At 72.0% G+C, this 20,356-nt stretch carries 19 protein-coding genes and 1 tRNA gene; 4 read left to right on the forward strand and 16 right to left on the reverse strand.

Features of this window, described 5'->3' with window-relative positions:
• Positions 1–133: 133 nt before the first annotated feature.
• The 5 genes from EDF18_RS04905 to EDF18_RS04925 form a co-directional block, all read right to left on the reverse strand.
• The gene (locus EDF18_RS04905) at positions 134–523 is read right to left on the reverse strand and encodes an Rv3654c family TadE-like protein (RefSeq protein ID WP_233568976.1); all 390 of its coding nucleotides are present in this window, start codon (positions 521–523) and stop codon (positions 134–136) included.
• Positions 524–561: 38 nt separating this feature from the next.
• Positions 562–903, reverse strand: a complete 342-nt coding sequence (locus EDF18_RS04910) for a TadE family type IV pilus minor pilin (protein WP_123546642.1) — start codon at positions 901–903, stop codon at positions 562–564.
• Positions 904–909: 6 nt separating this feature from the next.
• The gene (locus EDF18_RS16775) at positions 910–1,059 is read right to left on the reverse strand and encodes a DUF4244 domain-containing protein (protein WP_228506558.1); all 150 of its coding nucleotides are present in this window, start codon (positions 1,057–1,059) and stop codon (positions 910–912) included.
• Between the two features lie 236 nt (positions 1,060–1,295).
• The gene (locus tag EDF18_RS04920; RefSeq protein WP_123546643.1) at positions 1,296–2,258 is read right to left on the reverse strand and encodes a type II secretion system F family protein; all 963 of its coding nucleotides are present in this window, start codon (positions 2,256–2,258) and stop codon (positions 1,296–1,298) included.
• A complete protein-coding gene (locus EDF18_RS04925) occupies positions 2,255–3,370 on the reverse strand; it encodes a TadA family conjugal transfer-associated ATPase (protein ID WP_123546644.1) in 1,116 nt (371 codons plus the stop codon). Before EDF18_RS04925 ends, EDF18_RS04920 begins: the two co-directional genes overlap by 4 nt.
• Positions 3,371–3,757: 387 nt before the next feature.
• Here EDF18_RS04925 and acs point away from each other — a divergent pair, with 387 nt between their 5' ends.
• On the forward strand, positions 3,758–5,743 hold the full coding sequence (gene acs / locus EDF18_RS04930; RefSeq protein ID WP_123546645.1) for an acetate--CoA ligase: 1,986 nt from the start codon (positions 3,758–3,760) through the stop codon (positions 5,741–5,743).
• A gap of 65 nt (positions 5,744–5,808) precedes the next feature.
• On the opposite strand, the gene EDF18_RS04935 is transcribed toward acs, so the two are convergent.
• Together EDF18_RS04935 and EDF18_RS16455 are read right to left on the reverse strand one after the other, a co-directional pair.
• Positions 5,809–6,288, reverse strand: a complete 480-nt coding sequence (locus tag EDF18_RS04935) for a RidA family protein (protein ID WP_123546646.1) — start codon at positions 6,286–6,288, stop codon at positions 5,809–5,811.
• Positions 6,288–6,446, reverse strand: a complete 159-nt coding sequence (locus tag EDF18_RS16455) for a hypothetical protein (protein ID WP_166644750.1) — start codon at positions 6,444–6,446, stop codon at positions 6,288–6,290. Before EDF18_RS16455 ends, EDF18_RS04935 begins: the two co-directional genes overlap by 1 nt.
• A gap of 50 nt (positions 6,447–6,496) precedes the next feature.
• Here EDF18_RS16455 and EDF18_RS04940 point away from each other — a divergent pair, with 50 nt between their 5' ends.
• The 3 genes from EDF18_RS04940 to EDF18_RS04950 all read left to right on the forward strand — a co-directional run bounded on the left by EDF18_RS04940 (position 6,497) and on the right by EDF18_RS04950 (position 10,163).
• Positions 6,497–9,049: a transglycosylase domain-containing protein gene (locus tag EDF18_RS04940; protein ID WP_123546647.1), complete on the forward strand. Its 2,553-nt coding sequence runs from the start codon at positions 6,497–6,499 to the stop codon at positions 9,047–9,049.
• Positions 9,046–9,996, forward strand: coding sequence for a metallophosphoesterase (locus tag EDF18_RS04945; protein WP_123546648.1), 951 nt, complete (start codon positions 9,046–9,048; stop codon positions 9,994–9,996). The genes EDF18_RS04940 and EDF18_RS04945 overlap by 4 nt, the downstream gene beginning before the upstream one ends.
• 93 nt (positions 9,997–10,089) lie before the next feature.
• Positions 10,090–10,163, forward strand: a tRNA-Pro gene (locus EDF18_RS04950).
• A gap of 320 nt (positions 10,164–10,483) precedes the next feature.
• Here EDF18_RS04950 and EDF18_RS04955 read toward each other — a convergent pair.
• From EDF18_RS04955 to EDF18_RS04995, 9 genes are all read right to left on the reverse strand, one after another.
• Positions 10,484–11,089, reverse strand: a complete 606-nt coding sequence (locus tag EDF18_RS04955; RefSeq protein WP_123546649.1) for a thymidine kinase — start codon at positions 11,087–11,089, stop codon at positions 10,484–10,486.
• Positions 11,089–11,838 carry a response regulator gene (locus EDF18_RS04960; RefSeq protein WP_123546650.1) on the reverse strand — a complete coding sequence of 250 codons (750 nt, stop codon included), beginning with the start codon at positions 11,836–11,838 and terminating at the stop codon, positions 11,089–11,091. The genes EDF18_RS04955 and EDF18_RS04960 overlap by 1 nt, the downstream gene beginning before the upstream one ends.
• The gene (locus EDF18_RS04965; protein ID WP_148050047.1) at positions 11,825–12,973 is read right to left on the reverse strand and encodes a hypothetical protein; all 1,149 of its coding nucleotides are present in this window, start codon (positions 12,971–12,973) and stop codon (positions 11,825–11,827) included. The genes EDF18_RS04960 and EDF18_RS04965 overlap by 14 nt, the downstream gene beginning before the upstream one ends.
• The gene (locus EDF18_RS04970) at positions 12,970–14,274 is read right to left on the reverse strand and encodes a sensor histidine kinase (RefSeq protein ID WP_123546652.1); all 1,305 of its coding nucleotides are present in this window, start codon (positions 14,272–14,274) and stop codon (positions 12,970–12,972) included. Before EDF18_RS04970 ends, EDF18_RS04965 begins: the two co-directional genes overlap by 4 nt.
• Positions 14,275–14,434: 160 nt before the next feature.
• Positions 14,435–15,547, reverse strand: a complete 1,113-nt coding sequence (locus EDF18_RS04975) for an Rv2578c family radical SAM protein (RefSeq protein WP_123546653.1) — start codon at positions 15,545–15,547, stop codon at positions 14,435–14,437.
• 95 nt (positions 15,548–15,642) lie between these two features.
• Positions 15,643–17,133, reverse strand: a complete 1,491-nt coding sequence (locus tag EDF18_RS04980) for a malate:quinone oxidoreductase (RefSeq protein WP_123546654.1) — start codon at positions 17,131–17,133, stop codon at positions 15,643–15,645.
• 88 nt (positions 17,134–17,221) lie between these two features.
• On the reverse strand, positions 17,222–17,902 hold the full coding sequence (locus EDF18_RS04985) for an SGNH/GDSL hydrolase family protein (protein ID WP_123546655.1): 681 nt from the start codon (positions 17,900–17,902) through the stop codon (positions 17,222–17,224).
• Between the two features lie 44 nt (positions 17,903–17,946).
• Positions 17,947–19,002 carry an aspartate-semialdehyde dehydrogenase gene (locus EDF18_RS04990; RefSeq protein WP_123546656.1) on the reverse strand — a complete coding sequence of 352 codons (1,056 nt, stop codon included), beginning with the start codon at positions 19,000–19,002 and terminating at the stop codon, positions 17,947–17,949.
• Between the two features lie 67 nt (positions 19,003–19,069).
• A complete protein-coding gene (locus EDF18_RS04995; RefSeq protein ID WP_123546657.1) occupies positions 19,070–20,335 on the reverse strand; it encodes an aspartate kinase in 1,266 nt (421 codons plus the stop codon).
• Between the last annotated feature and the right edge of the window lie 21 nt (positions 20,336–20,356).

Raw genomic sequence — 20,356 nt, forward strand, 5'->3', positions numbered from 1 at the left:
AACGTCTGTACCCGATCTCGAGGACCGGTCAAGTGGTCGGAGGCGGGCGGTCCTCCCGCCGTCCCTGACACGGGACCGACGGATCGTGCGCTGCCGACAGGCACACCATACACACACCCTCCGGCGCACCGGCTCACGGCCCGGGGCCCGTCCGGCGCCCTGCGGAGGGCGGCGGTCCCGCCGTCGCCGAGGCGCGCACGGCGACCCCGAGCAGGGGCGCCGACCCTGTCACGACGACCGTCACGACGAGCCCGTCGACGTCGCAGGAGGAGAGCTCGACCGTGTTCGCCCGAGCCAGCGACGCTGCCACGGAACACGGCCCGCCGCCGCCCGTGACCAGCCCGGCGGCGGCGTCCGCGGCGGCCAGGGCGGAGGCGTCCGCGGCGCCCGCCACCCTGCTGCGCTCAGCGAGCGCCTGCGTCCCCGCGAGGGCCGCCGCGGCCAGGACCGCGACCACGACGACGGCCGAGACCGAGAAGACGGAGGCGCTGCCCGCGTCGTCGTCATCGGTCCGGCCGGCCACGGCCGTCCCCTCTCTCCCCCTCGTCTCTCCTCGCCGCCTCATCCGCCGGCGGCCGGCGCGCAGCTGCGGGCCCGCAGGGTGACGACGCCGGACAGGGGCCCGAGGGAGACTGCCCTGGCCACCGTGAGGCAGACGATCGTGCCCTCGATGGACGCGCTGCTCTCGGCACCCGGCGCCAGCGCGGCCAGCGTCGCCGAGACGGAGTCGACGTCTCCCCTCGCCGTCTGCCGGGCGGCCACCGCGGCGGCGTCGGCAAGCCGGACGGACTGTGCTGAGGCCCCGACCGCCCCGACGGCCAGCGCGACGACCGCGAGGACGGCGGGAAGGACGACCGCGAACTCGGCCGTGACGCTCCCGGTGTCGCGGAGGACCCTGCTCACCGTGTCTCAGCCGACCGACAAGGCCGAGCGCACGAGGTCGCTCAGGACCCCGCGCACCTCGTCCGACCGCATGATCACGACCAGGAGCCCCGCGAAGCCCACGGCGGCCATGATCACGATCGCGTACTCCGCCGTGGCGGCCCCGTCCTCCGACAGCCACCGCCTCCTGGCCCGGGAGGCGCGGTCGGCCCGCCCGGCAGCGTGGACGGGTACGGGTACGGGGACGGGAACGCGCGGGAAGGTACGGTCGTCGGCGGTGGTCGTGGTCGTGGGGCTCGTGCTCATGTGCTGCTCTCTCTCGTCGGTGGCGACCACGTGTCGTGGTCGGGAGCGAGTCTCCGACGACGGGGCATGCTGCCGCCGACCGCGCCGCGCCTCCTGGGCACGGACGGTCAGAGGACGTCGGCTGTGGAGGAGAGGAGCGCGACGACGAGCGGGACGACCCCCACCACGAGGAACGCCGGCAGCACGCAGGCACCCAGGGGCAGCATCAGGGTCGATCCCAGCCTGGACGCCGCTGAGCGCGCCGCCGTCGTCGCGTCGAGACGGCGCTCCGCGGCCGCCGCGCGCAGCAGCGCGCCCGCCGGGGCTCCCGCTCGCCGCGAGAGCTCCAGGACCGTCTCTCCGCCCCCGTCGTCCTCGGCGCCGGCTGCCGGGCTGTCCCGACAGGCCTCGTCGACGAGGTCGAGCCCGCCCTGCCAGGACCCGCCCCCCGAGACGGCCACGGCGAGGAGCTCGAGGCGGAGGCCCGGCACGGAGGCGCTCGGGACGGCCGAGCGCACCAGCCGACCGTTCCAGGCACGGGCGGCGAGGACGAGAGCCCCTCCCGTCACGAGACAGCCCCAGCCCACCGGGCTGCCGAAGAGCACCGAGGCGGTGTCGAAGCCGAGCCCCAGGGAGAAGAGGAGACCCACCGGGGGGAGGGCGAGGACGATCCGCCCGGTCGAGCGCGGGCCGCTCAGCGCCACCTCCACCTCGCGTCGAGCGGCGTCGGCCTGGCGGAGGGCGGCCACGAAGCTGCCCAGGCACTCGGCCAGCGGAGCCCCGCTCCGCTCGGCCACGTGCCAGGCGCAGGCGACCTGGGCCCACTCGACCGCGTGCCGCTCCCCGTCCCGGGCCGTGCCGAAGGGCCGGTGCTCGAGGGCCTGCCGCAGGGACGCCGACACGAGGATGCCCTCGTCCGCGCAACGGCCGACGTGGGACGCCACGGCACGGACGGGCCCGTCAGGCTCGGCCTCGCCCACGTGCCTCCAGGCGGACGCTGGCGTGACGCCGGCCGAGAGGAGGACGGCGAGTCGATCGACGACGGTCGCCGCGGGGGTGGGCGGAGGTCGACGACGCCCCCGCCCGGTCACCGGCCCCGTCGGCCGCCGGCGTCGGCGCCGACGAGGCCCTCCCGGGCCGTGAGCTCGCCCGACGCCGACGTGCCGAGGCTGCCGATGACGGCCAGCCGCCTCCGTCCGCCTGCCCGGTCGAGGTGGAAGACGGCGTCGAGAGCGCTGACGGCCTGGCGTGCCAGGGCCGTCGGCGCGAGACCGGCGACCGCCCCGAGCGCCTCGAGACGTGCGGGGACGTCTGCGAGGCCGTTCGCGTGCAGGGTCCCGGCCCCGCCGTCGTGTCCGGTGTTCAGCGCCGACAGGAGGTCGCGGACCTCGACTCCACGGACCTCCCCCACGACGAGGCGGTCGGGACGCATGCGGAGCGCTTCCCGCAGCAGCCGCGCGAGGTCGACGCCGCCCACCCCCTCGAGGTTCGGCTGGCGGGCCTCGAGCGAGACCACGTGGGGATGGACGACGCGGAGCTCGGCCACGTCCTCGACGGTGACGATGCGGTCGCCCGGCGACGCCGCCGACAGCATGGCCGCCAGGAACGTGGTCTTGCCGGTGCCTCCCGCGCCCGTCACGAGCACGTTGGCTCGTCGGTCCACGCACGACCGGACGACGCCCTCGTCGGCGTCGGCGAAGAAGCCGGCCCGGCTCAGGTCGTCGAGCGTCGGGGGCACGGCCCGGGGGAAGCGGATGGACAACGCCGTGCCGGATGTCGAGATCGGCGGCAGGACGACGTGCACGCGCACGCCGCCCGGGAGCCGTACGTCGACGCACGGGCTCGCTTCGTCGACGTGGCGCCCTCCCCGGGCGACGAGCCGCACGGCGAGGTCGCGCACGGCCGCCTCGGAGAGGTGGACGCGCGGCTCGGGGCGTGCGCCGCCTCCCCGGTCGACCCACGTGCCCGCCCCGCCCGTGACGAAGACGTCCGTCACGCCGGGGTCGTCCAGGAGGGGAGCGAGCGCTCCCAGCCACGACCTGTCGACCCGAGGGCTGTGTACCCCGTTCGCGACTTGTGTACCCCATCTCGCGGCGGCACCCGGCGGGGCCGCCGCGACGAAGCGCCCGGGCTCCGAGGCGAGGGCGACGAACGGGTGGTCGGGGGTGAGGCCCGGGGTGGGGGCGGGAGGCGCTCCGGTCATGTCCGGACGCTAGCTGCCCGGCACGATCAAGACAGACAGGGCTGTGCATCCTGGGGAAGAAGACCAGGCGGCACGCGCTGGGGAGGAATCACCCGGGTGATCGTCGGACGATCCACCGGGAAAAAAGAGGGGCGGCACCAGTTGGGGGGAACTGGTGCCGCCACGGCAGCGCTGGATCGGGGGGAATCGCTCGCGCTGCACACCGGGGTTGAATCCGGACGAATCCACTGTACCCCACGGAGGCGGACGGGTGCCAGCATCGCGCCCGTGTCCGGTCCGGGCGCTTCGCTCTCCGGCCAGGCCCCTGGCCCGGGCGGCGGCGCGGCCCGGAGTAGTCTCGCTCGGGGCGCGAGGCGCCCGCATCCGCAACGACGCGAGAGGACGACGATGGTCGACCGCCAGGACTCCCCCACCAGCCCCGCCACGGACGAGGAGGTGCTGCAGTCCCCGTCCGCGGCCGCCTTCCCCCCGTCGCCCGACTTCGCCGCGCGGGCCGTGGCCGGAGCCGAGCTCGTCGAGTCGGCCGCCGCCGACAGGCTGCTCTTCTGGGGCGACCAGGCGCGTCGGCGACTGTCCTGGGACGTCGAGCCGACGGAGACCCTCGACTGGTCGGGAGCGCCCGTGGCCCGCTGGTTCGCCGACGGTCGCCTCAACGTCGCGTACAACTGCCTCGACCGGCACGTCGAGGCCGGGCACGGCGACCGCGTCGCGCTCCACTGGGAGGGCGAGCCGGGCGACAGCAGGTCGGTCACCTACGCCGAGCTCACCTCCGAGGTGAGCAGGGCCGCGAACGTCCTCGCCTCGATGGGCGTCGCGGCCGGCGACCGCGTCGTCATCTACCTGCCCCAGGTCCCGGAGGCGGTGGTCGCCATGCTCGCCGTGGCCCGGCTCGGCGCCGTCCACAGCGTGGTCTTCGGCGGCTTCAGCGCCGAGAGCCTCCGAGCCCGCATCGACGACGCGCAGGCCGTGCTCGTCATCACCGCGGACGGCGGGTGGCGGAAGGGCTCCGTGGCCCCCCTCAAGCCCGCCGTCGACGCCGCGCTCGCCGTCGGGGGCGAGTCCAGCGTCCGGGACGTGCTCGTCGTCCGCCGCGGCGGGAACGACGTCGGGTGGGTCGACGGGCGTGACCGGTGGTGGCACGAGGCACTCGAGGGCGTCTCCGACCATCACGAGCCTGAGTCCTTCGAGGCGGAGCACCCCCTGTTCATCCTGTACACGAGCGGGACCACCGGAAAGCCCAAGGGCATCCTCCACACCTCCGGCGGCTACCTGACGCAGGTCGCGACCACCCACGCGACGGTCTTCGACCTCCGTCCGGAGACCGACGTGTGGTGGTGCACCGCGGACGTGGGCTGGATCACGGGCCACAGCTACGTCGTCTACGGGCCGCTCGCGAACGGCGCCACCCAGGTGCTCTACGAGGGCACGCCCGACTCCCCCGCGCCGGGCCGGTGGTGGGACATCGTCGAGAAGTACGGCGTCTCGCTCTTCTACACGGCCCCCACCGCGATCCGCGGCTTCATGAAGGCCGGCCGCGAGATCCCCCAGGCACGTGACCTGTCGTCCCTGCGCCTGCTCGGGTCGGTGGGGGAGCCGATCAACCCGGAGGCGTGGCTCTGGTACCGGGAGGTCATCGGCGCGGGCAGGACGCCGATCGTCGACACCTGGTGGCAGACGGAGACGGGGGCGATCATGATCTCCCCCCTGCCCGGGCTCACGTCGACCAAGCCGGGTGCGGCGCAGACGCCGCTGCCGGGGATCACGGTGGACGTCGTCGACGACCACGGCACCTCCGTGGCCGACGGGGAGAGCGGCCTGCTCGTCGTCGCCGAGCCCTGGCCGTCGATGCTCCGGGGCATCTGGGGCGACCCTGAGCGCTACGCGGAGACGTACTGGAGCCGCTTCGGCGACCGCTACTTCGCCGGCGACGGCGCACGCCGCGACGAGGACGGCGACATCTGGCTGCTCGGCCGCGTGGACGACGTCATGAACGTGTCCGGCCACAGGCTCTCGACGGCGGAGATCGAGTCGGCGCTCGTCTCGCACCCCATCGTCGCCGAGTCGGCCGTCGTGGGCGCGGCGGACGAGACCACCGGCCAGGCCGTCGTGGCCTTCGTCGTGCTGCGCAACAAGAAGAAGAAGAGCCTCACCCCCGAGGAGGCGGCGGTCGCCCTGAAGGCGCACGTCGCGCAGCAGATCGGCGCGATAGCCCGGCCCCGCTCGATCGTGCTCGTGGACGAGCTGCCCAAGACGCGCTCCGGCAAGATCATGCGGCGCCTCCTCCGCGACGTCGCCGAGGGACGCGAGGTCGGCGACACGACCACCCTGGCCGACTCGGCCGTCATGACGGTGATCTCGGCGGAGATGCGCTGACGGACGAGGCCCCGAGACGCGACGCCGGCCCCGCGCTCGTCCCGGGGCCTCGGGCCCGGCGTCGATCAGGCGGTCGGCACGACCTCGAGCAGGAGCTCCACCTCGACCGGGGAGTCGAGGGGCAGGACGGCGACGCCGACGGCGCTCCGCGCGTGGACGCCGACCTCGCCGAAGATCTCGCCCAGCAGCTCGGACGCCCCGTTGAGCACGCCCGGCTGACCGGAGAACGCCGGGTCGGACGAGACGAACCCGGTGACCTTCACGACCCGCACCACGTCGTCGAGCGAGCCGAGCACGGAGGCGGCGGCGGCGAGTGCGTTGAGGACGCAGGTCGCGGCGAGCTCGCGGGCGAGCGCGGGGGCGACGAGCCCCGGACCGTCGCCCACCTTGCCGACCGCGGGCAGCGCGCCGTCGACGAAGGGCAGCTGCCCCGCCGTGTACACCGACGTCCCGACCCGGACGGCCGGCACGTAGATGCCCGCGGGGGCCGCCACCGTGGGGAGGGCGAGGCCCAGCTCGGCGAGGCGGTCGTCGACGCCGGCCACTACGCCTCCTGCTTCTGGCGCTTCAGCCAGGCGACGGGGCCGCCCTCAGGGCCCTGGGTCACCTGGACCAGTTCCCAGCCGTCGCTCCCCCAGTTGTTCAGGATCGCGGTGCTGTTGTGCACCATGAGCGGCGTGGTCATGTACTCCCAAAGGACCATTTGTGGTTCCTGTCAGCTCGGATGTCAGCGGTGTCACTTACCCTGATCTTATGTCTGCCCAAAAATCGAAGCCCACGTCCGTCATCGGGGCGCTCTTCGGGTTCGTCGGCTTCAGCGTCCTGGCCGGCCTCCTCGTGACCATCGGGGTGACCCCTGCCATCGCGGTCGCCGGCATGACGGCCTCGAGCACGATCGGGGTCTTCGAGTCGATCCCCGAGTACATCGAGATCGGCAAGCTGCAGCAGCGCAACACGCTGTACGCCAACCAGGGCGGGCAGCCCGTCCCCTTCGCGACGCTCTACAGCGAGAACCGCGTCGAGCTCAAGTGGGACCAGGTCTCGCAGTCCCTCAAGGACGCGGTCGTCGCCGGCGAGGACCGCCGGTTCTACGAGCACGGCGGCGTCGACGTCACCTCTCTCGTCCGCGCTGGCGTCGGCTCGCTGGGCGGCGGAGAGCTCGGGGCGAGCGGCGGCGGCTCGACGCTGACGATGCAGCTGGTCCGCAACATCCGGATCGCGCAGTCCCAGCTCATCGCCGACCCGGACGAGAAAGAGGCGGCCTACAAGGACGCGATCAAGACCACCATCGACCGCAAGCTCGAGGAGATGAAGTTCGCGATCGGGCTCGAGAAGAAATACACGAAGGACGAGATCCTCCTCGCGTACCTCAACATCGCCTACTTCGGAGACCAGACCTACGGCGTCCAGGCCGCCTCCCAGCACTACTTCAACAAGAACGCCAGCGACCTGAACACGCAAGAGGCGGCGAGCCTCATCGCGATCGTCCAGTACCCGGACACGCGCAACCTGTCGACCCCGGAGAAGTACGAGGGCAACAAGGCTCGTCGCGACGTCATCCTCAAGTCGATGTACGCCGAGGGATTCATCGACAAGCCCACGGAGGAGGCGTCGCTCGCGTCCGACATCGCCAGCTACGTCGTGCTCACGGCTCCGACGCAGGGATGCGCGGCGGTCACGGCCCCCGGCGCCCAGTACTTCTGCGACTACGTCAAGAAGAACATCAAGAACCTCGCAGTCCTCGGCTCCACCGAGGAGGAGCGGCTCGCGAACTGGAACACGGGCGGGCTGAACGTCTACACGACGCTCGACCTCGACCTGACGGCGAACGCCAAGGGCCAGCTCGACCAGTGGGCCCCCGCCAGCGAGACCAGGGTCCGTCTGGGCAGCGTGGTGAACTCGGTCGAGGCCGGGACCGGCCGCATCATCGTCATGACGCAGAACACGACCTTCTCCGAGCTCGACACCGGTGACCGGACGCAGACGTCGGTCAACTTCAGCACCGATCGAGACTACGGCGGGTCGACCGGCTTCCAGCCCGGCTCGACGTTCAAGCCCTTCACCCTGATCGACTGGATCGAGCAGGGGCACGGCATCACCGAGTCCGTCGACGCGACGCCGCGCACCTTCTACCTGAAGGCGGGCGGTGAGAGGCAGGGCGGCTGGGCCCCGAAGAACGATGCAGGTGAGAAGCCGGGCCAGATGGCCGTCACCACCGCGACCGCCCAGTCCGTCAACACCGCCTACGCCGCGATGGCGTCGAAGCTCGACCTCAACGACATCCGGGGTGTCGCTCAGCGCCTCGGCGTGCACCGTGCCGACGGCGGCGAGCTGAGCAACTTCTCCTCGTCCATCCTCGGCACGGCCGACGAGATCGCCCCGTTGACGATGGCGACCGCATACGCGGCCATCGCCGCCGGCGGCAAGTACTGCGCGCCGATCGTGGTCGACAACATCGTGAACGACGACGGCGTGGCCCTGGGCGGCCAGCCGCAGGAGTGCTCGCAGGCCGTCGAGCCCGAGGTGGCCGCGGCCGCCGCGAAGGCCATGTCCGGCCTGTGGTCGAACGGCACCGGTCGAGGCGCGCTCCCCGGCGACGGCTTCGAGGAGATCGGCAAGACCGGAACGACCGACAAGAAGGAGTCCATCTGGATCATCGGCGCGACGACGAAGCTCGCGACCGCTGTCTGGCAGGGCAACTGGACCGGCCCGAAGGTCAACCTGCGTCAGATCGGTTCGCCGATCAAGGGCGGCAACTACGCCGCGACACGGGCCCAGCTGTTCAAGGCAGTGCAGACCGTGAACAACACGAAGTACCCTGGCACGGACTTCCCCGAGGCCAACTCCCGGATCGTGCGAGGCTCTGGCGTGTCGATCCCCGAGCTGTCCGGCAGCAGCGTCAGCGCCGCCCAGACGATGCTGAAGGGCCTCAAGCTGGTCTACGCGGACGGCGGCACCCAGCCGTCCGCGCTCCCAGCAGGCCAGGTCGTGGCCAGCGATCCGGTCGCCGGCACCGTCCTCTCGAAGGGCGCCACCGTCAGGGTCTTCACCAGTGACGGCTCCGGCGCCGCGGCGGTCCCTGACGTGACCGGGCAGAGCATCGCCAACTCCAAGACGGCGATCGCCGCGGCCGGCTTCTCAGCCGACAAGGTCGCCGTGACCGGGTTCGCCGCAGGCGACGGGAAGAACCAGTGTCGCGTGACGGCGACGGACCCCGCCGCGGGGACCTCCGTCGCGAAGGACTCCGCCATCGGGCTGACCCTGTACGGCAACCCGCAGGGCGCCGATCCGGGTGGCTGCAAGTGACGCCTCTCCCCCTCGGCAGGGCGACGGCCGCGACCGCACTGGCGGGCGCGGCCGTCGGCCTGGGTGCCCTCGCCTGGGGCAGCCTCGTCGAGCGCAACCGGTTCACCGTCCGACACGAGGTGCTGAACGTCCTCGAGGCCGGCTCCCGTCCGCTGACCATCCTGCACCTGAGCGATCTGCACCTGGCCCCGTGGCAGACCGAGAAGCAGGAATGGGTGCGTGGGCTGGCCGTCTACGAACCGGACCTCGTCGTCAACACGGGTGACAACATCGGTCACGTCGACGCCCACGCAGCCCTGGAGCACACCCTCGAGCCGTTCCGCGGGGTGGCCGGCGTCTTCGTCAACGGCTCGAACGACTACTACGGGCCGGTCCCCAAGAACCCGTTCGCCTACTTCGGCGGCCCCAGCGGCGTCACCCGAACCCCCACGCCCCTCGACATCGGCCGGATGGAGTCGTTCTTCGCCGACCTCGGGTGGCTCGACCTCAACAACGCCGCCCGGGCGATCGAGATCAGGGGGTCTCGCCTCGAGCTGTTCGGCGTGAACGACGCACACCGTGGCTGGGATCGTCTCGACCGCCTCCCCGGAGCGCTCGACGACCTGCGGGAGAACGTCCGTTGGCACGACGACCGTCGGGGACCTGACCCCATCAGCATCGGAGTGACCCACGCGCCATACCAGCGCGTGCTCAACTCTTTCGTCAACAACGGGGCCGACGTCATCTTCGGAGGGCACACGCACGGCGGCCAGGTCCGCGTGCCCGGCTACGGCGCGCTCGTCACGAACTGTGACGTGCCCCGGGGCAAGGTCAGCGGGCTCAGCACCTGGAGCCACGCGCGCAAGACCGCCCATCTCGAGATCTCCGCCGGCCTCGGGACGTCGATCTACGCACCGGTCCGCTTCGACTGCCGTCCCGAGGCGGTCGTCATGACGCTCACGGCCTGACCAGGGCTGACGGGGTCGGGTGGTGCGAGCGGGTCCAAAGATCCGCTATCCTTGTCAGGTTGCTCCACTCGGCCCCCGGGCCGAGCGACACCTCGGGGTGTGGCGCAGCTTGGTAGCGCGCCTCGTTCGGGACGAGGAGGTCGTGGGTTCGAATCCCGCTACCCCGACGAGATGTGAAAAGGCCAGACCCTTCGGGTCTGGCCTTTTCTCATGTGCCTGCTGGTGGGGCGGTCCCCGCCCGCCACACGAAGGCCAGACCCTTCGGGTCTGGCCTTTTCTCATGTGCCTGCTGGTGGGGCGGTCCCCGCCCGCCCCACGAAGGCCAGACCCTTCGGGTCTGGCCTTTTCTCATGTGCCTGCTGGTGGGGCGGTCCCCGCCCGCCCCACACCGAACGAAAACGCCAGACCTTCCGGGCCTGGCTTTTTCTCGTGCGCGTGTCGGTGGGGCGGTCCTGGCCCGCCTCAGGACGGCACCTGGGCCCTCGGGTCAGGCGAGGCGGCCGTCGCTCTCGGCGAGGTAGCAGGCGCCGCAGAGCGACTCGTACGTGACCTCTCGGCCGTCGATGGCGACCTGGTCACCGTCGAAGACGAAGCGGTCGCCGACCTTGCGCGCGTTGAAGACCGCCTTGCGGCCGCACCGACAGATGGTCTTGAGCTCCTCGAGCGAGTGCGCCACCTCCAGGAGTCGGCGACTGCCCGGGAACGCGATCGTCCGGAAGTCGGTCCTGATGCCGTACGCGAGGACGGGGACGCCCTCGAGCACTGCGATGCGCAGCAGGTCGTCCACCTGGACCGGAGTGAGGAACTGCACCTCGTCGACGAGCAGGCACGACAGGTCGGTCCCCGTCTCAGCCCGGACGCGCTCCCGCGAACGGCAGAACACCTCCCGCACGTCGTCGTCGGGAGCGAACGTCACGTCCACGGGCCGGGTGACGCCCAGCCGGGAGACGATCGCGTCGTCGCCCTTGGTGTCGACCCGCGGCTTGGCCAGCAGGACGCGCTGACCGCGTTCCTCGTAGTTGTACGCGGCCTGGAGCAACGCCGTGCTCTTGCCGCTGTTCATCGCGCCGTAGCGGAAGTACAGCTTCGCCACTACTGCAGGTAGCCGTCCTCCGCCGCGCGACGGATCAGCTCGGACTTCTTGCTCGCGGGCCTGTTGGCCTTCGCGTACTTCTCGCGGACCCGACGGAGGTAGGTCTTCGCCGTCTCGTACTGCACGTTCATCTGGGCGGCGACCTCGTTGGTGCTGAAGCCGGACACGTAGAGACGGAACGCCTCCGACTCGCCCGCGCTGAGCTTCGGGCGGCTCTGGTTCGCGGCCCCCACCGGCAGCGGGCGCCAGTCGCGCTGAGGCGACGCGTCACGAGCCACGCCCATGACCTGGCGGGCCGCGTCCATCACCTCGCGCATCGGCAGCGCCTTCGAGAGGAACGCCGACGCACCCGCGTCGAGCGCGCGCTCACGCGACTCGCGCGTGTCGAGGCTCGACAGCACGATCACCTTGGCGCCGGCGGCGCGGCACGTGCGGACCCGGGCCTCGATGGAGACCGGCTCCTTCAGCTGGAAGTCGAGGAAGACGAGGTCGGTCGGGAAGTTGTCGCTGTGCACGAGCTGCAGCCAGGTGTGCGCCGTGAGGACCAGGTCGAAGTCGTAGGCGTTGACGTTGATCCAGCTCGACAGGCTGTCGAGCAGGACCTCGTGGTCGTCGAGGATGGCGAGGCGGACGCGACGGGTCGCGGGCCCCTCGGAACCGGGCCCGACGGTGCTCCACGACGGGGCAGCGGCTGGCCGGCCGAAGCCCGGACGGAGGGACGAGCGGCCGCTCGGCTCAGTGCTGGTCATAAGAAAACCTTAGTGTCAGGAGGGGCGGGGCGGGATCGACCTGCAGGTCGTCGAAGACGATCCGCACGACGGCGAGGTAGGGCGCGAAACGGTGGCGGACGGCGGACTCGGACGAGGCGGTGGCGACGCTGATGCGGGCCTCGACCCGCTCCTCCTCGGCGTCCAGCCCCTGCTCGAGCTCGATGCGGACGGTGTCGGGCAGCACGGCGTCGCTCTCGCCGAAGGCGACGAGCAGGGCCCGCAGCGACGTGCGGTGCGCGGCCGTCATCCGGCCAGCTGCCCGGCCGACGTCGACGACGACCCCGGACACGCGGGTGGCGGGGTCGGCCAGCACCTGCTCGAGCCAGCTGCGGTCCGCCTCGGCGACCATGGTGCTGCGGAGGTCGGCGCTGATGCGGCGGGCCCGCTCGACATCCGCCTCCGTGACGACGCCCGCGGCGACGACCTCGCCGAAGAACGGCGCGACGTCGCGGTTGAGGATGGTCACCCTGTCCTGCTGCACGCTCCGGGCGACGCTCGAGCGGAACTCGTCCGCGCTAGCCTGACGAGCCGAGGAGGCGCCCGCGATCCATCGCTCCACCAGCGTCGTGAAGGCGGCCGAGAACGACGCCCCGGCGAGCGAGAGCGCCAGCACCGGGGTCACGGCGACCACGACGAACACCAGGACGGGGACGTCGGTGAGGAACGCCTCCCTCTCGACGAGCACGATCGCCGTGAGGACCACGGCCGACGCCAGCCCCGCCGCCACGAGGTCGAGCGCGGGCCGGTACGGTGCGAGGCCCACGAGGAGCAGCCCGACGGCGAGGGAGGCCCAGTCGTCGCGGACCATGGAATTGTGGCCCGCGGAGGCGACGGCGGCGAGGACGGCGGCGAGGGCACCGAGCGCGACCACGCCCGCGACCGACCACCGGGTGAGCGGTGCCCGGAGCGGACTCGACGCGAGCACCAGGACGACCCCGGCCGCCACGAGCGCCGCGAGGGCCCCGACGGCAGCAGCGGGCATCACGATCTCGTCGCGCGTGAGGACGGTCGACGCCGTCGCGTAGACGACCGCCGCGACCGCGGCGAGCGCCGTGACGGGGCGGGAGCTGAGGGCGCCGAGCGGATCGACCTGCTGCGGGCTGCGGCGGGTCACGGTGCTCCCCCGCCGGCTGTGCGGGACGCCAGGTCGACGGGGCCGGGACCGGCGGCGATCGGGCCGGCCTCCGTCGCCGCACCAGGCGGGACGACCGACTCGGCCGGCGCGACCGGGACGCGGAGCATGACCGACGTGCCGCTGCCGGGCGAGGACCAGATCTGCGCCGAGCCCCCCACGCGCCTCGTCCTGGCCTCGACCGAGTTCTTGAGGCCGAGCCTGTCGGGCGCCGTGGCCGCGGCGTCGAAGCCGACCCCGTCGTCGATGACCATCACCGTCAGGTCGACGCCGTCGCCGTACACGACGACCTCGGCACGATCGGTGCCGCTGTGCACGGCGACGTTGGTGAGGCACTGGGCCACGGCGAGGCCCAGGGCGCGGCACACCGCGGGCGCGAGCCGCGTCACGGAGCCGAGGTCTCCCGTGACGCCGACCTCCAGCCCGCCCTCGCGCGCCCGTGCGACGGCGAGGCCCAGCTCGGACGTCGTCCAGTCGCCCGGCCCGGTCGTCGGGGAGGCCGGGGCCGGGGCCGTGGTCTCGTCCACGAGCCACTCCTGGCCGACGAGCACCTCGAGGTCGGTCGCCATCGACGCCGCGGTCGCCGGGTCGAGCGGGCCGGGCCCGCCGGCCGTGATGGAGGCGAGGTGGTTCAGCACCGTGTCGTGCAGCAGCGCGGACGCCTGCTGTTCCACGTCGTGGCGGATGGCCTGCTTCTGCTGGTCGAAGGCCGCCCGGTGCAGGCTCGGCTGGGCACGGCCGACCCGTCCCCGTGCGAGCAGGGACGACGTCGCCGTCACGGACACGAGGAGCCACGCGAAGAGGACCGCGACGTCGAGACGCGGCGTCGCGCCGGTCTGCCACGTCGCCAGCTGCGTGACCAGCTCTCCCAGGGCGAAGCCCGCGGTGGCCCAGAGCAGGCTGCCCCGGGAACGCAGCCCGCTGCCGCCGACCATGACGAGGGCGATCTTCGGCAGGGAGAGCGAGAAGGCGTCCGACGCCTGGACCGCCGGGATCTGAGCGAACAGGGTCACGGCGTACCAGTAGAGGCACGCCGAGCCGATGGCGAGGTACGCGAGCACGGCGGTCGTGCTGCGGAACCGCTCGACGACGAAGAGCATGCCGAGCATCGGCAACAACGCCACGAGGGCAGGCCAGAGCAGGTACGACGGCTCGGCGACCTGGTTCACGATCAGCAACAGGCCGGCACTCGCGAGGACGACGCTCGCGATGACGTGGCAGGCACGGGACAGCGCCCGGCCCACGGTCTGCGGGACGAGGTGTGCAGGGAGGCCGAGCAGCATGGCGGCCCCCTCCTGGTCGACGTGTCGGGCAGGACGATCATGCCAGAACGAGGACTCGTGCTGTACCCCGTTATCTAGGGTCACCTCGCGGGACGGGCCGAGCCACCGGGACGGCTGTGCCCCGACCTCGGGGACGGAGGGACGACGAGCGCTGCCGCGGTCAGAAGAGACGTGGCTGAGACGACCGTGCACAGCCCGGCAGCTCGTGGGCGATGAGCGACCGGGGCCGTCCGTCCGCGCCGAAGCCCAGCGTGCCCCTGGCCGCCGCGGCGTCGTCGAGCGCACTCGAACGGGTGGAGCCCGTCGCCGGGTCGGCCGTGCCGTGCTCGAGCCCGTGCTCGGCCAGGAGGGGTCGCATGCGGGCCGCGAGCCACTTGCGGTAGCCGAGGGGCGCGTAGGTGCTCGTCGCGTACATGTCGCGGTACCGCGTGACGAGCTCCGGGTGCTCACGCTCGAGCCAGGCGGACCACCATTCCTTGACGCCGGGCTTGAGGTGGAGGGCCGAGTACAGCAGGCTCGTCGCCCCGGAGGCGCGCACGGCTGCCAGGGCCCGGTGCAGGTGGTCGAGGTCGTCGGTCAGCCACGGCAGGACGGGCATCATGAAGACGGAGCAGCGGAGCCCCGCGTCGGTCGCCGCGCGGACGGTCGCGAGACGCGCGGCCGTGGTCGGCGTGCCCGGCTCGACCGACTGCTGGAGGTCGTCGTCGTGGATCGCGATCGACATCGCGATGTCGACCGGCACGTGCTGGGCCGCCTCGACGAGGAGCGGCAGGTCGCGCCTCAGCAGGGTGCCCTTGGTCAGGATGCTGAACGGGGTGCCCGAGTCGGCCAGGGCCGCGATGATGCCCGGCATGAGCCGGTACTTGCCCTCGGCGCGCTGGTACGGGTCGGTGTTCGTGCCGAGCGCGACGGGGTAGCGCTGCCACGTCGGGCGACGTAGCTCTCGGGACAGCACCTCCGCGACGTTCACCTTGACGACGATCTGCCGGTCGAAGTCGTCGCCGCCGTCGAGGTCGAGGTACTCGTGCGTCGGCCGCGCGAAGCAGTAGACGCAGGCGTGGCTGCAGCCGCGGTAGGGGTTGATCGTCCAGCCGAAGGGCAGGGCGGAGTCGCTGCCCGGCACGCGGTTCAGGGCGCTCTTCGCGAGGATCTCGTGGAACGTCACCCCCGCGAACTCGGGCGTCGTGACCGAGGCGACCAGGTTCGACAGCTTCGCCAGCCCGGGCAGGGCCGACGAGTCGGTCGCCGTCGTCGCCTGTTCGCTCCATCTCATGACGAGAGTCGAACACACGTTCGATCGGACGTCAAGCCGGGAGCGGTCCGCGCCTCCTCAGGTCGGCTCGGCAGGCCGCGGGGCGGATCGAGCCGCTACGCGTGGATGCGCAGGGCCTCGGCGGTCGCCCCGAGCGTCGCGGCGGCGCGCGCCTCGTCGTCGGCGAGCTGGTCGCCGTAGGTCGGCACCATGCGGCGGAGCGTCGGGGTCCACCCGGCGATCCGGTCGGGGAAGCAGCGCTCGAGCACCGACAGCATGATCGGGACGGCGGTGGAGGCGCCCGGCGAGGCCCCGAGGAGGCCCGCGATCGTGCCGTCCGCCGCCGAGACCACCTCGGTGCCGAACTGCAGCACGCCGCCCTTCTTCGCGTCCTTCTTGATGACCTGCACGCGCTGGCCCGCCGTGATGCGGTACCAGTCGGCCGGGTCGGCGTCGGGCATGAACTCCCGCAGCGACTCGAACTTGCTGTCGCTGCTCGCCATCAGCTGGCCGACCAGGTACTTGACGAGCGAGAGGTTCGCCAGCCCGGCCCGGATCATCGGGTACAGGTTGTGCGGACGGATCGAGGCGAAGAGGTCGAACCACGAGCCGTTCTTGAGGAACTTCGGGCTGAAGCCGGCGTAGGGCCCGAACATCAGGCTCGCCTGGCCGTCCACGACACGGGTGTCGAGGTGCGGGACCGACATCGGGGGCGACCCGACGGCGGCCTTGCCGTAGACCTTGGCGGCGTGCTTCGCCACGACGGCCGGGTCGTCGGTCCGGAGGAACTCGCCGCTGACCGGGAAGCCGCCGAAGCCCTTGATCTCGTCGATGCCCGACTTCTGCAGCAGGTGCAGCGCGCCTCCCCCGGCGCCGACGAAGACGAACCGGGCGTCGACGCTCGTGGGCGTGCCGCCGACCTGACGGCGCATGGCGACGCGCCACGTGCCGTCGGCGAGCTTCGTCAGACCGGTGACGCGGTGGTCGAGCTCGATGCGCGCCTCGTTCTCCTCGAGGTAAGTCAGCAGGAGGCGCGTGAGGCTGCCGAAGTCGACGTCGGTGCCGGCCTCGATGCGGGTCGCGGCGATCGGCTGGTCCTTGGCACGGCCCAGGATGAGGGACGGGGCCCACGAGCGGATGACGGAGGCATCGGTGCTGAACTCCATGCCGGCGAACAGCGGGTGGCCCTGCAGCGCCTCGTGCCGCTTGCGCAGGTACTCGACGTTGGCCTCGCCCCAGACGAAGCTCATGTGCGGCGTCGAGTTGATGAAGGCGGACGGCTCGGGGAGGGCGCCCTCGGCGACGAGGAACGACCAGAACTGACGTGAGACCTGGAACTGCTCGTTGACCTTGACGGCGCTGCTCGTGTCGATCGTGCCGTCGGCGCGCTCGGGCGTGTAGTTGAGCTCGCAGAGGGCGGAGTGGCCGGTGCCCGCGTTGTTCCAGGGGTTGCTCGACTCCTGGGCGACGTCGCCGAGCGCCTCGTAGACCTGGATCGTCCAGGTGGGCTCGAGCTGCTTGATCATGGCGCCCAACGTGGCGCTCATGACGCCGGCCCCGATGAGGGCGACGTCGACGGGCTTCGTTGCCTTCGATGCTTCGGTCACGAGGTGCAGTCTAGGCGCGGCGTCTGGGTACGGACCGGCCCCCGGCTCGACGACGAGCTCACGGAGGGGGCCGACGGGCAGCCCCGGCTCAGAGCCCGAGTGTCGTCAGCTCGGCGTCCATCCGCCGGGCCATCTCCGCGTAGCCTTCGTCGTTCGGGTGCAGACCGTCCGCGGCCATCCACTCGGGGTGCCCCTCGAGCCACCGGGAGGCGCCCGGCACCCAGTCCGCGCCGACCTCGTCGGCCGCGTCGTGGACCCACCCCGTGATGACGTCGACGCTCGCCGGTCGATCGTCGGTGTACCAGAACGGCTCGACGACGACGAGGCGCGCATCGGGCAGGGCGGACGCGATGCGGTCGAGGTCGTCGCCGATCTGGGCGCGGATCTCGTCGGCGCGGGCGTCGTACGAGAAATTGTCGTTCAGCCCCATCGTGACGAACACGATGTCCGGGTCGACGTCGATGACGAGGCCGGGCAGGTCGCCGCCCTCGAACGACGTGCGGTGGTTGACGAAGCCGAGCCCGTTGACGCTGGGGTTGTACTCGCGCCAGCCGCGCTCCTCGCTGACGATCGTCGACCAGCGGTGCGACGCATCGGACGCCCCCGTGCCGAGGGTGTACGAGTCGCCGTAGAAGGCCACGACCGGGCCGTCGCCCTCCGGGATCGCCGACGAGGCGGCCGGGCCGTCGGTGACGGCCCCGGCGCAGCCCGTCAGGACTGCGGCGGCAGCGGCGAGCAGGGCGACGAGGCCGGGCACGAGACGGGTCATGCCCGGTCTTCGGAGCGACGGAGGTGCGGGTTCGGTGGCGGGACCTACGCCGTCGCGAGACGGCGCGCCGCGACGATCTCGGCGATCTGCACGGCGTTCAGGGCCGCGCCCTTGCGGAGGTTGTCGTTGCTGATGAAGAGGGCGATGCCGCGGTTGCCGGGCACGCCCTCGTCCTGACGGACGCGACCGACGAACGACGGGTCCTTGCCGGCGGCCTCGAGGGGCGTGGGCACGTCGGTGAGGACGACCCCCGGCGCGTCCGCGAGGAGCTCACGGGCGCGAGCGGCGGTGAGCTCGGTCGCGAACTCGGCGTTGATCGACAGGGAGTGCCCGGTGAAGACCGGCACGCGCACGCAGGTGCCGCTGACGAGCAGGTCGGGACGCTCGAGGATCTTGCGGCTCTCGTTGCGGAGCTTCTTCTCCTCGTCGGTCTCGTCGAGGCCGTCGTCGACGATCGAGCCGGCGAGCGGGATGACGTCGAAGGCGATGGGGCGCACGTAGACCGCCGGCTGAGGCATCTGCACCGCGCCTCCGTCGTGGACGAGGCCCGCGGCGTCGCCCTCGAGGGCCGCACGTGCCTGGCCGAGCAGCTCGTCGGCGCCCGCGAGGCCACTGCCGCTGACGGCCTGGTACGTGCTGACGATCAGTCGCTCGAGCGTCGCCTCGGCGTCGAGGACCTTGAGCACCGGCATCGCGGCCATGGTGGTGCAGTTCGGGTTGGCGACGATGCCCTTGACGGCCTGGTCGATCGCGTGGGGGTTGACCTCGCTGACGACGAGAGGCACCTCAGGGTCCATCCGCCAGGCGCTCGAGTTGTCGATGACGAGCACGCCGGCCTCGGCGAAGCGGGGGGCGTGCGCCCGGCTGCCGGTGGCGCCGGCCGAGAAGAGCGCGATGTCGAGCCCTCTCGGGTCGGCCGTCTCGACGTCCTCGACGACGACGTCGACGCCGCGGAACGGCAGGGTCGTCCCTGCCGAGCGCGCCGTGGCGAAGAAGCGGATCTCGGCGATCGGGAACTCGCGCTCGGCGAGCAGCTTCCGCATGACCTTGCCGACCTGGCCGGTGGCTCCGACCACGCCGACGCGCAGACCTTCAGACATCTCGTGCTCCTGGGGGTGGTGAGGGTGGGGGGATGGTGACCGGGGAGGATCGTCGCGGGCGGTCCGGTCAGCGACCGGTGCCGCCCCAGACGACGGCCTCGACGTCGGCGTCGAGCTCGAAGGCCGTGTGCACGACGCGGAGGGCCTCGGCGAGCGTGTCGGCGCGCGTCACGACCGAGATGCGGATCTCGCTCGTCGAGATCATCTCGATGTTGATGCCGGCCTCGAACAGGGCCGTGAAGAGGCGCGCCGAGACGCCGGCGTTGGTGCGCATGCCGGCGCCGACGAGGGCGAGCTTGCCTATCTGGTCGTCGTACTGCAGCGACTCGAAGCCGATCTCGGCCCGGTCGGACTCGAGCGCGTTCAGCACGACCGAGCCCTCGGACTTCGGCAGCGTGAACGAGATGTCGGTGCGGCTGGTCGACGCGGCCGAGACGTTCTGCACGATCATGTCGATGTTCGCGCTCGTCTTGGCGACCGTGCGGAAGATCTGTGCGGCCTTGCCGGGGACGTCGGGGACGCCGACGACGGTGACCTTCGCCTCGCTCAGGTCGCCCGCGACACCGCTGATGATGGGCTCTTCCACGTTCTCTCCCTCTTTCGGGTTGACGACCAAGGTGCCCTCGCCGTTGTGGAACGACGAGCGGACGTGCAGGGTGACGCCGTGGCGTCGGGCGTACTCGACGGCGCGGATGTAGAGCACCTTCGAGCCCGCGGCGGCGAGCTCGAGCATCTCCTCGCTCGTGATGCGGTCGAGCTTGCGGGCGCGGGGCACGACGCGGGGGTCGGCCGTGAAGATGCCGTCGACGTCGGTGTAGATCTCGCAGACGTCGGCGTCGAGCGCGGCGGCGAGCGCCACGGCCGTGGTGTCGGAGCCGCCCCGCCCGAGCGTCGTGATGTCTCCCGTGCTGCGGTTGAAGCCCTGGAACCCCGCGACGATGGCGACCGACCCGGCGTCCAGCGCCTCCCGGATGCGCCCCGGCGTGACGTCGACGATGCGCGCCTTGCCGTGCTGGGCGTCCGTGATCATGCCCGCCTGGCTGCCCGTGTACGACCGGGCCTCGACGCCCTGGCTGCGGATCGCCATGGCGAGCAGCGCCATGCTGATGCGCTCGCCCGCGGTGAGGAGCATGTCGAGCTCGCGGCCGCCGGGCATCGGCGTCACCTCGGCGGCGAGGTCGAGCAGCTCGTCGGTCGTGTCGCCCATGGCGCTGACCGCGACGACGACGTCGTTCCCGGCCTTGCGCGTCTCGACGATGCGCTTCGCGACGCGCTTGATGCTCTCGGCGTCGGCGACGGAGGACCCGCCGAATTTCTGCACGATCAAGCTCACGGTGGCGGCTCCAGGAGGTGG

This window comes from Frigoribacterium sp. PhB107, assembly GCF_003751515.1.
In the GTDB taxonomy this organism is placed as follows: domain Bacteria; phylum Actinomycetota; class Actinomycetes; order Actinomycetales; family Microbacteriaceae; genus Frigoribacterium.

What these genes read in the sequence shown, in the direction of transcription:
- EDF18_RS04925 (WP_123546644.1), bottom strand. Translation starts at nt 3,370, where the DNA reads ATGACCGGAGCGCCTCCCGCCCCCACCCCGGGCCTCACCCCCGACCAC.
- acs (WP_123546645.1), top strand. Translation starts at nt 3,758, where the DNA reads ATGGTCGACCGCCAGGACTCCCCCACCAGCCCCGCCACGGACGAGGAG.
- EDF18_RS16455 (WP_166644750.1), bottom strand. Translation starts at nt 6,446, where the DNA reads ATGGTCCTTTGGGAGTACATGACCACGCCGCTCATGGTGCACAACAGC.
- EDF18_RS04940 (WP_123546647.1), top strand. Translation starts at nt 6,497, where the DNA reads ATGTCTGCCCAAAAATCGAAGCCCACGTCCGTCATCGGGGCGCTCTTC.
- EDF18_RS04960 (WP_123546650.1), bottom strand. Translation starts at nt 11,838, where the DNA reads ATGACCAGCACTGAGCCGAGCGGCCGCTCGTCCCTCCGTCCGGGCTTC.
- EDF18_RS04970 (WP_123546652.1), bottom strand. Translation starts at nt 14,274, where the DNA reads ATGCTGCTCGGCCTCCCTGCACACCTCGTCCCGCAGACCGTGGGCCGG.
- EDF18_RS04975 (WP_123546653.1), bottom strand. Translation starts at nt 15,547, where the DNA reads ATGAGATGGAGCGAACAGGCGACGACGGCGACCGACTCGTCGGCCCTG.
- EDF18_RS04985 (WP_123546655.1), bottom strand. Translation starts at nt 17,902, where the DNA reads ATGACCCGTCTCGTGCCCGGCCTCGTCGCCCTGCTCGCCGCTGCCGCC.
- EDF18_RS04990 (WP_123546656.1), bottom strand. Translation starts at nt 19,002, where the DNA reads ATGTCTGAAGGTCTGCGCGTCGGCGTGGTCGGAGCCACCGGCCAGGTC.